The organism is Bartonella sp. CL162QHHD (genome assembly GCF_042195435.1).
Classification (GTDB): domain Bacteria; phylum Pseudomonadota; class Alphaproteobacteria; order Rhizobiales; family Rhizobiaceae; genus Bartonella.
This window is the reverse complement of record NZ_JBHIOG010000024.1, coordinates 65,376-81,208: the sequence shown is the minus strand read 5'-3', so window position 1 is coordinate 81,208 and position 15,833 is coordinate 65,376. Positions and strand designations below refer to the sequence as shown.

At 34.0% G+C, this 15,833-nt stretch carries 11 protein-coding genes and 1 pseudogene; 6 read left to right on the top strand and 6 right to left on the bottom strand.

The window, feature by feature from the left end:
- Positions 1 to 122: 122 nt before the first annotated feature.
- The 4 genes from ACFILD_RS02785 to ACFILD_RS02770 all read right to left on the bottom strand — a co-directional run bounded on the left by ACFILD_RS02785 (position 123) and on the right by ACFILD_RS02770 (position 3,719).
- On the bottom strand, positions 123 to 485 hold the full coding sequence (locus ACFILD_RS02785) for a hypothetical protein (RefSeq protein ID WP_273791362.1): 363 nt from the start codon (positions 483 to 485) through the stop codon (positions 123 to 125).
- 174 nt (positions 486 to 659) lie between these two features.
- Positions 660 to 1,016 (bottom strand): hypothetical protein, encoded by a 357-nt coding sequence (locus ACFILD_RS02780; protein WP_273791363.1) that lies wholly within the window; start codon positions 1,014 to 1,016, stop codon positions 660 to 662.
- 896 nt (positions 1,017 to 1,912) lie between these two features.
- Positions 1,913 to 2,146, bottom strand: a complete 234-nt coding sequence (locus ACFILD_RS02775; protein WP_273791557.1) for a hypothetical protein — start codon at positions 2,144 to 2,146, stop codon at positions 1,913 to 1,915.
- Between the two features lie 877 nt (positions 2,147 to 3,023).
- Positions 3,024 to 3,719 carry an HAD family hydrolase gene (locus tag ACFILD_RS02770; protein ID WP_375654551.1) on the bottom strand — a complete coding sequence of 232 codons (696 nt, stop codon included), beginning with the start codon at positions 3,717 to 3,719 and terminating at the stop codon, positions 3,024 to 3,026.
- A gap of 371 nt (positions 3,720 to 4,090) precedes the next feature.
- Here ACFILD_RS02770 and ACFILD_RS02765 point away from each other — a divergent pair, with 371 nt between their 5' ends.
- The gene (locus ACFILD_RS02765) at positions 4,091 to 5,179 is read left to right on the top strand and encodes a site-specific DNA-methyltransferase (RefSeq protein WP_375613050.1); all 1,089 of its coding nucleotides are present in this window, start codon (positions 4,091 to 4,093) and stop codon (positions 5,177 to 5,179) included.
- Positions 5,180 to 5,935: 756 nt separating this feature from the next.
- Here ACFILD_RS02765 and mutY read toward each other — a convergent pair.
- Entirely contained in the window at positions 5,936 to 6,994 is a 1,059-nt protein-coding gene (gene mutY / locus ACFILD_RS02760) for an A/G-specific adenine glycosylase (RefSeq protein ID WP_273791560.1), read from the bottom strand.
- Between the two features lie 202 nt (positions 6,995 to 7,196).
- Here mutY and ACFILD_RS02755 point away from each other — a divergent pair, with 202 nt between their 5' ends.
- From ACFILD_RS02755 to ppdK, 3 genes are all read left to right on the top strand, one after another.
- Positions 7,197 to 7,697 (top strand): DUF721 domain-containing protein, encoded by a 501-nt coding sequence (locus ACFILD_RS02755; protein ID WP_273791561.1) that lies wholly within the window; start codon positions 7,197 to 7,199, stop codon positions 7,695 to 7,697.
- 82 nt (positions 7,698 to 7,779) lie between these two features.
- Complete coding sequence (locus tag ACFILD_RS02750) at positions 7,780 to 8,439, top strand: DsbA family protein (RefSeq protein WP_273791562.1); 660 nt, start codon at positions 7,780 to 7,782, stop codon at positions 8,437 to 8,439.
- A 177-nt stretch (positions 8,440 to 8,616) separates the two neighbouring features.
- Positions 8,617 to 11,283 carry a pyruvate, phosphate dikinase gene (gene ppdK, locus ACFILD_RS02745; protein ID WP_375631392.1) on the top strand — a complete coding sequence of 889 codons (2,667 nt, stop codon included), beginning with the start codon at positions 8,617 to 8,619 and terminating at the stop codon, positions 11,281 to 11,283.
- A 1,740-nt stretch (positions 11,284 to 13,023) separates the two neighbouring features.
- Here ppdK and ACFILD_RS02740 read toward each other — a convergent pair.
- Positions 13,024 to 13,857 carry a peptidoglycan-binding domain-containing protein gene (locus ACFILD_RS02740; RefSeq protein ID WP_375631393.1) on the bottom strand — a complete coding sequence of 278 codons (834 nt, stop codon included), beginning with the start codon at positions 13,855 to 13,857 and terminating at the stop codon, positions 13,024 to 13,026.
- A 1,039-nt stretch (positions 13,858 to 14,896) separates the two neighbouring features.
- Between ACFILD_RS02740 and ACFILD_RS02735 the strand changes: the two are divergent.
- A pseudogene (locus ACFILD_RS02735) lies at positions 14,897 to 15,272 on the top strand (DUF5330 domain-containing protein).
- A 108-nt stretch (positions 15,273 to 15,380) separates the two neighbouring features.
- Entirely contained in the window at positions 15,381 to 15,791 is a 411-nt protein-coding gene (locus ACFILD_RS02730) for a SufE family protein (protein ID WP_375637421.1), read from the top strand.
- The last annotated feature ends 42 nt before the right edge of the window (positions 15,792 to 15,833 follow it).

The following is a 15,833-nucleotide window of genomic DNA, read 5'->3' as shown; positions in this document are numbered from 1 at the left end:
AGCTTTTTTCATTCTTAGTGTGATAATTCATTAGTTTTTTGTCATCAACAATCGATCAACACAGAATATATCCATAGTTTATATTTCATATGAGAAGGTTTTATTCTGATGAAATTTCAATTCTAACGAGATTTAAAACACGATATTATTTTACTTATTATCCATCCTAAAAACATGCCTATCGTACTTGATGCATATCCAAGTGCCATCCCCATACCAAAAGCCCCGATTGTAAGAGGTTCAACGACCTTTTCAAATTTTCCTTCAATAGTAGTTTCATTACTCACTCCACGATTTAGACTGGGTCTATAGAGAGAAACGGTATGGACTGCATCCTTTCTTTTCTGCTTTATTGCAGAAACAAAAGTATTCTCACGATGAGTACTATTTTGCAAAGAGTTTGCATGTACATTTACAACCTGAGAAAGAGAAAAGGCAGACATAATGAAAATACTTAATATATGATTTTTAAATAATTTAATCATAATTTACCTCAAATATTTTATACTATATATATGCGTAAATTTATACTTTGGATATTTGGATATAATCTACAACATTTATATTTTGTAGAAAGATGAGCTTCATTATGTAATTATTTACAATAAATTATAGACACACAATGAAGCTAATATTCTAGAGTTCTAGATGAGGTTGAATTATTTGAACATCAATACTATGTCCTTTATCCAACTTATTATCGATCCTATAAAGCTCATTGCATATCCAGTAAACAATAGTCCCATTCCTATAGTTATAGGCTCAACGACCTTTTCTAATTTTCCTTCACCAGTTGTTCCATTTTCTGTTTGATAATTTACAGATGGAACATAGAAAGCAGTCGTAGAAACTACATCGGATGTCGCATATTTTACTTGTTCCATTGGGAAAACAGAAAGTTCCTCTTTTGGAGTATCATTTTTCAAATAGTTTGCATTAACATTTACAGTTTGTGAAATAAAAAAAGTGCTCGCTATAAAAATGCTTAAGATATAATTTTTAAATATTTTTATCATAACTTTACCTCAAATATTTTTAAGTTATATATGTAAGAAATATACATAATGTTTATGTATCTCACACTATATATAATTTATATATTTCAATATGTATTTTTAGTCAATAATAAAAATACATATAAAAATATAACTGTAATTTTTTATAAACATTATTGTAAAAAAGTAACAGTAATAATTACAAAAATATTTTTTAAAAAATTTTATAAAATATCTTATTATGTGTTATATATAAAACAACACGTGGTTATCGTATGATTTTTATAAAATGATATTAATATTATTTTTTTTAATACAATTATAAATAATAAAGTTGATCAAACTTTTTACATAATAAATATATATAAATTTATTTATTATAGATATTATAATAAAAACATAAAAATTATGATGTATTTATAAAAATATTCTTAAAAATTAAAATATTAATGGACATGCTAAAATATTATTATTTATATGAGTTATTATAGATAGTCATTATTGTAATAATATGTGTTATATAGATATTATTAAGTTATTATTCAATGATTATTAATTGCATCATGATAGCATAATACTACTGCTTACTTAACTATTAATTATATACATTTATCTTATAGACAATAATATGTTATAGATACTAAAAAATATACAGCTCTCTCATAGTGGAAAGTAGAGCTCGAATTGGATAGAGATAAATGATATTATCTTTTTCTCGCCAATGTGAGCGGTGTATTACTATGATGTAAAGTGTATAGAAGAATGTCAATTCAGACATATTTATGAGTGCCGAAAGATCAGCATTGGATAATATTTTTCGACATGTTCTTCTTTCCAAACTGAAAAGCCGCTTTTATTTTTAGAAAGGGTGTTTTTCCTAAAGTTGGATTACTTTTGAAAAGATCTGATTTCATTGCTTATTTAAAAAGTCTATTAAGTGCTTTTGGAAAATTTTGAGCAACTACTGGTATCTCTGTACGTTGTTTAACATGATTGTATGTTTCATATTTAAGTGCTTTTTTAAAGAAACCGTTCTCAAGGTACTCAAGCCTATTTTGCAACGCTATATATGATGATAAAGTCCCATAATATAAAATTCTTAGGACATCAGAATTTTTGACGTTTATAAAGAAGAAAGATGGCAGTGCCATACACTTTGCTCGCTCCTAATGTTGCTACTAATTTTTGCCTTTTGAGATAATTCATTAAAAGGCATTTTTATTTCTTTAATTCAGCATATCCAGATTTTAAATGAGAGGATCTTACAATATTCGGTTTTTTTGCTTAATTTGAATAATGATTAATTATTGATTATAAATCAACATGTTGTCTGTAAATTACTTGGTATGAAATGTTTTTTATAAAAGGCACATTTTTCATAAAAATGTATTCTTTTTGTTTTTTGTAATCTTAGGGAGGTTGTACTAATTGATGCTGTTAAAATACTGTTTGAGCAGCAAAGTAAATAAGCCTTCAACAAGTTTACGAGATTTGGATTGAGTAAATATAAGCCCGTGTAACTCAACAAGGACGCTTTTGTCATTTTCAATAAACTCTTGTGTTCCATAGATTCCGCGAATTTTAATATTTTTTTCCATGATCAATAGGCACATCCCTTACAATTTTACCATAGTATGTGATTTTTTTGATCAGATGAAAGAGGCTAGCAATTCTCACATCTTATCGAGCAAGGCATCGTAATATTCCTTTTTTGACAAATATAATAATTTATCAGGATGAGCTGCTGAGGTTGGGAGTGGGATATCGGAGTTGAGATAGATAAGCAGGGTTTAATTTTTATGAGTTGGCACCCCTGTTTTTTGCTTTTTTAAAAGCACGTGCAATGGTTAACAGACTTATGATTTCAATGAGGCGCTATATTTTTCCTTCACATTGAGATGCAATTCACCCGTGTCGTGAATTACGCATTTATTGAAGTTATTATAAAAGGAGCAGCGAGAAGAGAAGGACATTTGAATAAAAATGCTTCTTACAAGAGTTTACAAATTGATATATTCAAGAGATTTTTTATAATAGATCTCGCCATACTGCCATTGCTTCTAAGACTTCTCCTAAATGAGCATGTTTTGCAATAACTGTTTCTGCACCAGCTTCTGCAAGTGCATTAGAATGGCCAAAATAGCTATGTGATCCTCCCGTAAAGCCGATGACACGCATGCCTGCTGCTATGGCTGCGTGTACACCATGAAGTGAATCTTCTATAACGATAGTGTTTTGGGGCTCTGCCTGTAATTGTTGTGCGGCAAAAAGGAAAACATCAGGGGCCGGTTTCGTTCTTTTTGTTCCAACTTCAGGTGCTGAAAATATTTTACCTTCAAAAAGGTCATAGAGATCAACCGTGGTGAGCATCTCTTTTATATCTACGCTTTTTGCATTAGAGCAGATACAGTAGGGATAGCGTGTTTGAATAATTTCTACAGCTTCTCTTACATCATCAATAGCCCGTAATTTAGTTTTTATTTGTGTACGAAAAATATTAGTCATTTGGTCTATGAGATGAGCAGAAATTGGTTTTTCTGTTTCCTGTTCAACGTGTTTAAGAATATCGCGAAAGATAAGCCCTGCAAAACGCTCACTCAATTCTTCGGGTGATATTTCATATCCTGCTTGTTTGAGCAATTGTGATCCAATTTTTGCTGCAAGATATTCAGAGTCAACGAGAACTCCGTCACAATCAAAAATAATAAGATCTATCTGAGGCATAAGATATTCCTTTACATGTTACGAGATGGACAATTTTCATGAAAACGATATTGAGAGGATCTTATTTCATAAAAATAAGTTTTGAAAATGATTCTTAATTCTTTTACGAAATAAAAGATATGGGAACAGTACATTGAAAAAAAGAAAATTAAGGTTTCATTCATGTGAAAGTTTTTTTTACTAAAAAAACAAAAACAATTATCAATTTTGTAGAATTTTAACGATACGTTTACGCTATTTTGTAAATATGGATTGGTAATGCGGGCCTATAAACTATTTTAGTTGATTATAGGGCAAATTTAGTTAATTTTGTTGGGTTTTTCATGACAGTTATTCAGCTTCAAAAAGATTTCCTTCGTATCCCCTCACAAATGCCATGGCGCAATAAAATTTTTAAAGGAGATTGTGTTTCCGTTCTAGAAAAACTTCCAAAACATTCTGTTGATATGATTTTTGCAGATCCACCCTATAATTTGCAATTGGATGGAGCTTTATACCGTCCAGATCATTCGCTTGTTGATGCGGTTGATGATGCATGGGATCAGTTTGAGAGTTTTGCTGCTTATGATGCTTTTACCCGTGCATGGTTGCTTGCTTGTCGTCGTGTATTAAAACCCAACGGAACACTTTGGGTTATCGGATCTTACCATAATATTTTTCGGGTTGGGACGGCATTACAAGATTTAGGTTTTTGGATGCTTAATGATATTATTTGGCGCAAGAATAATCCGATGCCTAATTTTCGAGGGCGCCGTTTTCAAAATGCTCATGAGACGCTTATTTGGGCCGTGCGAGATCAAAAAGATAAAAAGTACACATTTAATTATGATGCCTTAAAAGCGGCAAATGAAGATCTACAAATGCGTTCAGATTGGCTTTTCCCTCTCTGCACTGGAGCTGAACGTTTAAAGGATGATTCAGGGCGTAAATTGCATCCAACACAAAAACCGCAAGCGTTATTAGCGCGTATTATTATGGCTTCTAGTAAACCTGGTGATGTTATTCTCGATCCGTTTTTTGGTTCGGGAACAACAGGTGCTGTTGCCAAGCTTTTAGGGCGTGATTTTGTTGGGATTGAACGCGAGCAAGATTACATCGATGCAGCATGTGAGAGAATTGCGGCGGTTCAACCTTTAGCGCAACCAGAACTAGCGATTTTGGATAGAAAAAAAGCAGAACCGCGCGTAGCATTCAACAGTTTGCTTGAAGCAGGTTTACTCTATCCTGGAGAAGTTCTTTATGATCGTAAGAAGCAAGTATCTGCTATTGTAAGAGCTGATGGTACGATTATGCATGGTGGTGAAGCGGGTTCAATTCACGCAATGGGAAGAAAGGCTCAAGATTCGCAGAGTTGTAATGGTTGGACCTTTTGGTATTATGAGGAAAATGGACGGTTGAAGTCCATAGATCATTTAAGAATGATCATACGTTCACAAATGTTAAAAACGGGTGTTTTATGAACTAAGCTGATCGCTTCATTCTATTGACCACCAATGTACCTGATCTTGATTAAGATGGACGTGAGGGCGTTTTATGCCTTTCTTAGATGTTTTTTATTGACACACTAATCTCGCTTGTAAGCGGCAAGCGAGTATTTTTATGCTTCTTGTAGAAGAAATTAAAATGAGAAATTTTCACTCTATGTTCTAGTTTTAGTTCCAAGACAGTAAAATTTCAATATAAGCTTATAAAAATGAAATATCAGAATTAAAAGGTTCATTCAGAAGTTCCAAATTAAGTGCTTTTTTGAATACGTACATCTGTAAAGTGCGTAAAATGTATTTATTTATAAAGATAATTTAACGCAACTCATATTGAATTGCCCTCGGAATATCGTCAAGTTTTTTCATTTCAAACTTGTTCCATATTGAATCGATGAAAATTACTTGCTTGCATGTCATAAACGGGGTTGGCGTGTGAATAAAAATTGTTAACGAAAGAACTAAAAGTACCTCTTATGAACCGTTTCACGTACCAAGGGATGTTGAGGGGGCTGGTAAATATAACGATGGAGCCGACTTACTCCTTCATAAGCGAAAAAAGGATAGAACCTGAAATTTAAATTTAAGATTTCTAAGCTTTTCTATTCCTCCTTAATTCTTATCTGTAGAAAAAATTGGTTATTTCATTTTTTTAATTTTTCTTTTGCAGATTAATAAATAATCGCTAGAGATACAAAAGTCTCTGTTAGAAAACATTTTTATGAATAGGGAAGGTTATTTAAATCTGAAAGAATTGGGAAGTGCTACGGAAATGGCTTTTTTCATAACAGTAGGTAATGCTTCTTCGGTAAGATGTTGAATGTTACACCACCAACCATTTTCACAATTCATTTCATGAACATCTTCGGTATAGTAAACATCGAGTTTTAGAGAAAAGTGAGTAAAAACATGTGTAATTTGTCCCTTGAATTGCCAATTGGCAGTAAAGGGTGCGTTTTGGAGCCCATTTTCGTTGTTTATGCCAATATTGTTAGGAATTTGGGTCATTCCACCAAGGAGCTTTTGCGTCTGTCGTTTTTCCAAATAAATTTGTCTCTTTTTATTAAGGACCACAAAAGCAATACCTGTTTTTGAAGGGCGTTCTTTTTTAGGGGCTTTAACTGGAAAAGACTCCGGTTGTTGCATCTTTTCTGCTTTGCATAAACATTGAAGAGGGCAGGTATAACAAGATGGTTTGCGTGGAGTACAAATTGTTGCTCCCAAATCCATCATTGCTTGAGCAAAGTCACCAGGACGATTTAAAGCAGTAATTTTTTGTGTTTTTTCTTTAATTTCAACTTTTGCTTTTTGCAATATTGAAGTGATAGCAAAAAGTCGCGCTACCACACGTTCGACATTACCATCAACCACTGCTACAGGGTGGTTAAAAGCAATCGCAGCAATGGCTGCGGCAGTATAATCTCCAATACCGGCTAGAGTTCGCAATTCTTTTACAGATTGTGGAAATTGTCCCGCGTAGTTTTCAACAAGCTGTCGCGCACATTTTTTAAGATTACGTGCGCGTGAATAATAACCAAGTCCAGCCCATGCTTTCATGATATCATCTTGTGAGGCTTTTGCTAAAGAGAAAAGATCAGGCCATAGTTTTAGAAATTTTTTAAAATAAGGCTTAACTGTTTCAACGGTTGTTTGTTGAAGCATGATTTCAGAAAGCCAAACTTGATAAGGATCAGGACGGATACCTTGTTTTTGCTTTTCAGGGGTAATCCGCCATGGAAGATGTCTGTGATTTTGATCGTACCAAGCAAGGAGGTGCGAAGAAATTTCATACATGATTGCTTTCAAGCATAGGGAGATATAAAATGCAAAAGAAAAAATTATTTATTTTGTAATTCATGTTTTTTGCTCTTTATTGTCAAGGCTCTGGTGAGAAAAGGCTTTTTATTTTGTTGATATTTCATAAATTGAGGAGGCAACAATTTTTAGATGAAACAAATGATTTTAATTTAGTAAGCGGTTGAACAATGATCTAAAAATGAGAAAACAACTTAAAAAACGTATCTTTTATTCTCTTTCTGAGACGGTATACAAAATACTTGATCCAGTTTTACGCAAACGGACAGGGCTTAATGTAGCGCTTATAGAACATTGGCCACAGATTGCGGGCTATGATATCAGTGAACATACAATGCCGCTTAAAATTATTTGGAAACGTCGTGCAGATCAAGATGAAGTTTTTCAGCCAGCAACACTTGTTGTCGCATGTGAAGGATTTGCTGCGTTAAAATTGATGCATGAAACAGAGGAATTACTTCATAGAATTAACGGATTTTTTGGCTACATTGCTATTGATCGCATCAAGATTGAGCAAAGGAGTATGTCGGTTTTTATGAATCACTTGCCTCTAAAACCGCCTTTGAGTGAACAAGACAAAAAATGCGTGGAAAAAATGCTTGAAGGAATTGAAGATAAAAGCTTGCACCAAGCACTTTATAAACTTGGCTGTTGCATTTTCTTGGAAAAAAATAATAAATAGAAAGATATTTTATATATTTTTCTTTAATATATGAGAAAGCATTGGATTCCTATTTGTTAATAACAACAGAAAAGTATTATTTATGGTAAAATATCGTTCTTTTTTATCTTTCGGGATAATTTTTCTCTTCATAACGATTGTACAAAACAGTGTAACAGTTGCTTTAGCGCGTGATCCCAAACCAGTGGCAACAACTGTTGATATGGCAGAGCTTCTCCAATCGGGTAAAGTAAAGGATCGCTTTGAGGGAGAGGCGGATGCACCAGTCGTCATTGTTGAGTATGCTTCGTTGACATGTACCCATTGTGCGCATTTTTATAATGATATACTTCCCCAAATTCGTAAAAAATATATCAAAACAGGAAAAGTAAAACTTATTTTCCGAGAATATGCTTTTGATCCTCGGGCAACAGCAGGTTTTATGTTGGCACGGTGTGCACCAGAAGATCGCTATTTTCCTTTGATAGAAGTTTTATTTCAAAAACAAAATGAATGGGCTTTCGGAAAAAATGCTCTAACACCATTGAAAAAAATTGGCTTAATGGCTGGTTTTACAGATGAAAGTTTTACTGCTTGTTTGAAAAATCAGTCCATTTTAGATGAAGTAAATGCATCTTTTGAACGCGGTAAAGAGCTTGGTGTCACAGCAACACCTACTTTCTTTATTAATGGTAGTAAATATGAAGGTGCCATGAAAGTAGAAGAATTTTTTTCGGTGATTGATAGTTTTCTTAAAAACTGAATCTTAATCTTCCAGAAGATGGATAGTGATACTTTTGGCCATTATCTCCTTTGGAAGGATTAATATTATGCATTTATGAAGCGATATTGTTTTTGAGCCAATTTTGAATCAAATTATTGCTTTTAAATGAGCCTCGGTTGAATGATGTTTTGATGCTGATATGGGAGGATTTGTACAGTGAAAAAATGGGTTTATAGTTTTGGAGATGGAAAGGCAGAAGGAAGTGCAAGTGAGCGTAACCTTCTCGGAGGTAAAGGGGCTAATTTGGCAGAAATGAGTAATCTTGGTTTGCCCGTACCGCCAGGATTTACGCTGACAACAGAAGTTTGTAATTTTTATTACGCCCATGACAAATCATATCCAGAAGAGCTACAGGAATCTGTTAAGCAAGCACTAAGACGTGTTGGTGAACAAACAGGACGTGAATTTGGGAGTGAGCAAAAGCCACTTTTGCTGTCTGTTCGTTCAGGGGCTAGGGCTTCTATGCCAGGGATGATGGATACAGTGCTTAACCTTGGCATGAATGATGAGACTGTAAAAGCCATTGCTTTACAAGCCAATAATGAACGTTTTGCTTATGATAGTTATCGGCGTTTTATCCAAATGTATTCTAACGTTGTTTTGGGGCTAGACCATTCGTATTTTGAAGAGATTCTTGATGAAGCAAAGGCATGCAATGGTTACACTATTGATACAGAAATGACAGCAGATGATTGGAAGAATGTTATTATTTCTTATAAAGCCTATGTTGAAGAAAAATTAGGAACTCCTTTTCCACAAGATCCTGAACAACAGTTATGGGGGGCAATTGGAGCCGTTTTTTCAAGTTGGATGACGGCACGCGCAGTTACTTATCGCCGTTTACATAGCATTCCTGAAAGTTGGGGAACGGCAGTTAATGTGCAAGCTATGGTTTTTGGTAACATGGGAGAAGATTCGGCAACAGGTGTTGCTTTTACACGCAATCCATCGACAGGGAAAAAAGAACTTTATGGTGAATTTTTAGTTAATGCGCAAGGGGAAGATGTTGTGGCGGGCATTCGAACGCCTCAAAATATTACAGAAAGTGCGCGTATTGTTGCTGGTTCAAATAGACCGTCGTTAGAAAAAATTATGCCTGAGGCTTTTTTGAAATTATGTCAGATTGCGCAGAAGCTTGAGCAGCATTATCGGGATATGCAAGATCTCGAATTTACCATTGAAAAAGGTAAATTATGGATGCTTCAGACTCGTTCAGGAAAACGCACGGCTCGTGCGGCTCTCAAGATGGCAATTGAAATGGTTGAGGAGGGGTTAATAAACCGTGAAGAGGCTGTGATGCGTATTGATGCAAAGTCGCTGGACCAACTTTTGCATCCAACACTTGATCCTAAAGCAGAACGTTTTGTTATAGGACGTGGTTTACCTGCTTCTCCTGGAGCCGCAACTGGTGAAATTGTTTTTACTTCAGAAGAGGCAGAAACTGTGTCGGCGGAAGGTCGCAAAGTTATTTTGGTCCGTGTAGAAACAAGCCCAGAAGATATTCATGGTATGCATGCTGCAGAAGGAATTTTAACAACGCGTGGCGGTATGACAAGTCACGCTGCTGTTGTTGCGCGGGGGATGGGAAAACCATGTATTTCTGGTGCTGGCAGTGTGCGGATTGATTATAACACAAATACGTTGTTTGCCTCAGGAGAAAGCTTAAAAAAGGGTGATGTTATCACAATTGATGGTGGAAGTGGAGAAATTTTCAAAGGGAAAGTTGCAATGTTGCAGCCTCAGCTTTGCGGAGACTTTGCAAAATTAATGGAATGGGCTGATGGGATGCGACGTATAAGAGTTCGCGCTAATGCTGATACACCATCTGATGCCCGTATGGGGCGATCTTTTGGGGCTGAAGGTATAGGTCTTTGCCGTACGGAGCACATGTTTTTTTCTGATGAACGTATCGTTGCTATGCGTGAAATGATTTTAAGTCATGATGAAAGTGGTCGTCGTAAAGCACTAGATAAGCTTTTGCCAATGCAGCGTTCAGATTTTAGTGAATTATTTGAAATTATGTGTGGTTTACCTGTTACTATCCGCTTGCTAGATCCACCATTACATGAATTTTTGCCTAAAACGAAAGCAGAAATTCTTGATGTTGCAACAGCTATGGGGGTTTCTGCTGAAGTTCTTGCTGAACGCGCTCAGCAGTTGCACGAATTTAATCCTATGCTTGGATTACGAGGATGCCGTTTAGCTATTACTTATCCTGAAATTGCAGAAATGCAAGCGCGGGCGATTTTTGAAGCAGCAGCAGAAGCTGCCCAAAAATCTGGATCTCCTGTTATGCTTGAAATTATGGTGCCACTGGTTGCGCTTAAATCTGAACTCGATTTTGTAAAAGCGCGTATTGATCAGGTTGCTGAAGAAGTGATGAAAGAAAAGGGAAGCACTATTCAATATATGGTTGGGACGATGATTGAACTTCCAAGGGCGGCGCTTCGAGCAGATGAAATTGCTGAAACTGCTGAATTTTTTTCATTTGGAACAAACGATTTGACACAAACTACTTTTGGGATTTCCCGTGATGATGCTGCTCCTTTTTTAGCAACCTATTTTCAAAAAGGTCTTTTAGAGCAAGATCCTTTCGTGTCTATTGACCGTGATGGAGTAGGGGAACTTATTACCATTGCTGCACAGCGTGGACGTTCAAAGCGTGCAAAAATAAAATTGGGAATTTGCGGTGAACATGGAGGCGATCCTGCTTCTATTACTTTATGCGAAGAAAATAACCTAGATTATGTTTCGTGTTCTCCTTTTCGAGTACCAATTGCTCGTTTAGCAGCAGCTCAGGCCGCAATAGCAAAAAGGATGTAATGGGTTAATATTTTTTGTTGTATCGTTATTACTGAAATAAATTTTTATATATTCTTTTATTTTCTTTAATAAAGGGAATAAAAATGCTTCTAAAATGCACGATAAGTTATGTTACGCGAGAAAGTGCTTTTTTTAGAAGTTTATAAGAAAAAATATAAAGCAGGATAGACAAAGATGTATTATTAATACACTTTCTATTGAAGAACCTCTTGATAGAGAGAAACGTGTTATTGTGCAGTCAATTTACGCGTTTGCTTTTTTATGGGGGAATGAGCTCCTCACGCAAAATAGAATGCTCCAAACAAATGTATTTTTTTGCACATCATGCTGTTTGAGATAGACATCTCTCAGTGGATGTCCATTTCACATTGACATTCGTGGAATGGGGATTATGTAAACTCCCCGTAAGTTTATAAACTCCACTATACGCTACCATCTTTACCTTTATGAAGGAATATCAAAGTTATACAATATGTTGATTTATAATGATATTTTTTTATTTCTTATATTGAACAAAAGCTGTAAATATCATAAGATCTTCTCATTTCAACTTCTTTTATAATGAATCAATCAAAACCATGTTTTTTGCATGTTATAGGCGGGATGAGCGTCTGTGGATAAAAAAATAAAGCAAGGATATGCCTCTTATGAATCGTCTCAAGTGTCAAGAGTTGTCACAAATTGAAGGTAGGTACAGTGTGTAATGGTGCTGGCTTGCTTTTTCACAAGTGTAAAAATAATAGCGCGCGCGCAGTAGGGGCTGCTATTATTCACGGGCGTTGTTGTGAAATGGTCTTGGGTGCTTTAAGAGATGTTTTTTTAAGAAAGCCCGTGAATGGCAATCCAAGTGTATTTCGTTTGGGACATTTTGTTTTGCGTGAGGGGGGAGTGAGTTCAAAAAGACATGTGATAAATAAAAGCATGAGGCAATAGGTAATCTCCATTATTTTAAAGATATTGCTTTAGATGTCTTTGAAAGGCGTAAAGCTGAATTAAAAGGAAATGGCAAAGATGAAAACTGGTTTTTACCTTAAAATTTCATATTCTTCCCAAATTAGGCTGTCTCCCTGTTTTAAGAGATTATACAAACAGAGATGCGCAATATTCTTGCCTCCATTTGGCATACAAAAGCTATAACAGCTGAGAAAAGTACTAAACTGTCTTAACATTTGTTTCAAATATACTGCTGCGTTAAATTTAGATGTTGATTTATAGGCAATATTAAACACACACGCTATCTTAGGAAAACAATGTCATAAAACACATAATTTTCCAGCAATAGATTGGAGAGAAGTGCTGTTTTTTTCAGATACTTTGCAAAACAACAACCATAACACAACTAGCTTTACGTCTACTTATCCTTACAGGTGTTTGCATAAATTCTTTGCATCATATTTATAAAGATCAAATTGACGATAATATATGGACAATTCGTGGTTCGATAATATGAAAGGTTTACGTGATACTACAAAAATTTTGTGTCCTTTTATCATCAGAAGCAATAAAAATGCTAGAACAAGCGCGTTTTCTATTTTGCAATATTTCTTTTTTCTGCAATCGGTTGTGGTTTTCTTGCAGCAAATTATACGGCTCAATATGTAATGTGTAAGAAAACCATTCTGATTGATTGAATATAAGAGGGCTTGAGATGAAGGAATGTTTGAGGGGAGCATTAAACAAACGAAAGATGAATTATCATTATAAATTAAGAGATTATTTTTATAATGTAGATGATTAGCTTCAATTAAATAAACCAATTTCACGCATTTTCATTAAAATTGTGTGATTAATTTTACCTGTTACAGGAAGATCAAATATTTTTTGAAACTGTTTTAAAGCTTCTATCGTCTTTTGATCTTCTATTCCTGTGACAATAACCTCTTCATTCCCAAAAATATGTAAAGCTTTTTGCACTTGTATAATATCTTCAACAGAAGGCTCTAAAATAGCTTCTTTTAAGTGTGTCATATTTTTTGTATTGTTTGTTTCTATTTCGCTTTGCTTAATTAATATCGCGATTTCATCTGTTGCGGGATTAGATAGAACATTCTTCTGCATTCTCTGAGCAGTTTGCTGTTTCCATAAAGTGATGGCTCGGCGTGTTTTAGGTCCTTCCAATCCATCTAAGGGTCCATCATAAAGGCCTAATTTTGCTAGTTCTTTTTGCTTTTCCAGCATGCTTGCTGATTGAGAGGATAAAGATAAATTTGTGTGGTTATGATTTTGAGAATGTACAGAAGTTACACGGGAGAGTTCTTGTGATTTTTCTTCTTTTTCCGATAAAGTAGAGCTCTTACCTATACTTTGAACAGAGGAAAATTTCATTTGAGTTAAAATATTTTGATGCGTTGTCATTTGCGAAAATAAAGCATTAAATGAAATAAATAAAAAACTAATGCTAAAAAGAAGAGATCCAACAAAAAATAAAGTATTTTTTCGCGTATAGAAATAAAGAGTTTTTGCACTCCAAAAAATAAAATGAAAAATTATAAGAAGAAGTGTTATAACAATACTACTATAGTATTTACGGTGTTTTACAGTTTTTTTTCGGTATGTCTTTCGTTTTGTTGCCATTACTTTTATTTTCAGTTGCGTTTATTTTTTACAAAGAAACAAATATAAATTAGGAAACGAATATGAATCAGTTCTTACTTCCAGCCAGAGAGAAGTGCATTGACATTATTGATTTTTCCTTTCAAACTCCTAAAATGAGCAGCTTCATTATATCAATTTATAAGTTGATAAATCAACAAGAGTTCTTGGCAACTTTTATTCATTTCATTTTGACAAGTCTTTAATGTGTATAAAGAGAGCACCAAATGATTAGCATTCAAGATCATTTTGGTGTTTGCAAACTGCATTATCACATATAATTATCTAAACAATAATGCCACGTTATTCTTCATTTTGGGGCATATGTTTGCCTATTATTTAAAATAAAATTGAAAATATTTGCATATAACACTAAACAGATGACAATCATTATCTATTCTTTATAATTTACATATAGATGGTTACTTATCCATAAACGGTTTGGTAAAATATAATTATCTCTTAATATAATTATATTTTAGTGTAAATAACTTCGTATCAATTAAATTGATTTACAATGTTATAGAAAAACTGGTCTTGAGATCTTTAGATGGAGTTGTAAGAGATGCATCTATTGTTTAATATTTTGATCGACATGTTGATCATGTTTATGATGTGCTAGTAAAAATTTTATAGATAATATAAATGTTTTATCGACACTAGAGTCAGAATAACAGAATTTTACTCTTTTTAGCTTTTTCAACTAAGCTAAGATGGTGAGCTATTATCTAAAATAAGTATGTACACGACATAATTATATCTCTCATTTTTTTACCATAGTATGTTCATTAACATGATCAGCCTGTAAGTGTATAATTTTGATGTTAATTTTTTACTGAATAGACAATGTATCCTATTTTATACGGCGGAATTGTGCCATATTTATAAAAAAGCCAATGATATAGACCCAATACATGAATACTCAATTTTATAAAAAGCACATTTTATAAATTGTTTATAAAGCAACAGTATATAAAATGCTTCTTTTATTGTATTTACCACTGCGCTACATTGATTATCCATGATACGTTTTTTAATCAAATTATTATTATTATTATTTTTTATTTTTGTCATTATTTCATTTTTTGTAGCAGATCCAAGCAGTAATCATTCTTCTAGCCCCAAAAATAATGAGACAACAACGAGCGATGTGATTATTGCTTTTAAGGAAGCCTTAAATGATTTAGGCGCATTTTGTGACCGTAATATAAAAACCTGTAAAGTAGGAAAATCTTTTTTAAGTTCACTTGGCGAACGCGCATATTACGGTGCAAGAGCTGCTTATGAATATTTAGGGAACATATTAGGGAACAAAAATAATATCAGAGACTTCCCCTAATGTTTCTTACAAAATAGAAATACAAGAGTTCTTACAAAACCATGAAATGTTATCTTGAAATAAGGATTTTTAACGTTCTTCGTGTTATTTATATTAGGAAGAATAAATATTTATTTTTTATAAGTGTATTTAAGAATGATTATTCAAACGAAACAGGACTAAAATAATGGCGGAAAAAATCGGTACTATTATAGAGAACTTTTCGCTTTTGGATAATTGGGAAGATCGTTATCGTTATGTCATCGAGCTTGGCTATGAATTGCCACCTTTTCCGGAAAGCGCTCGAAATGATGCTCACAAAGTTCCTGGTTGTGTTAGCCAAGTGTGGCTTTTATCTTCACGTAATAACTCAGAAGATCCAATATTGACGTTTCAAGGTGATTCCGATGCTCATATTGTGCGTGGACTCATTTATATACTTCTTGCTTTTTATTCAGGCAAAAAAGCTTCTGAAATTCGCAATTCTGATGCTCAAGAGCTCTTTGAAAAACTTGGTTTAAATGAAAATCTTACACCACAACGATCAAATGGTTTGAAATCAATGATTAAACGGATTCGTAACGAAAGCTATATGTAATCCCCTTGATAGAAATTGCTATATATACAAAAGCTTCACACA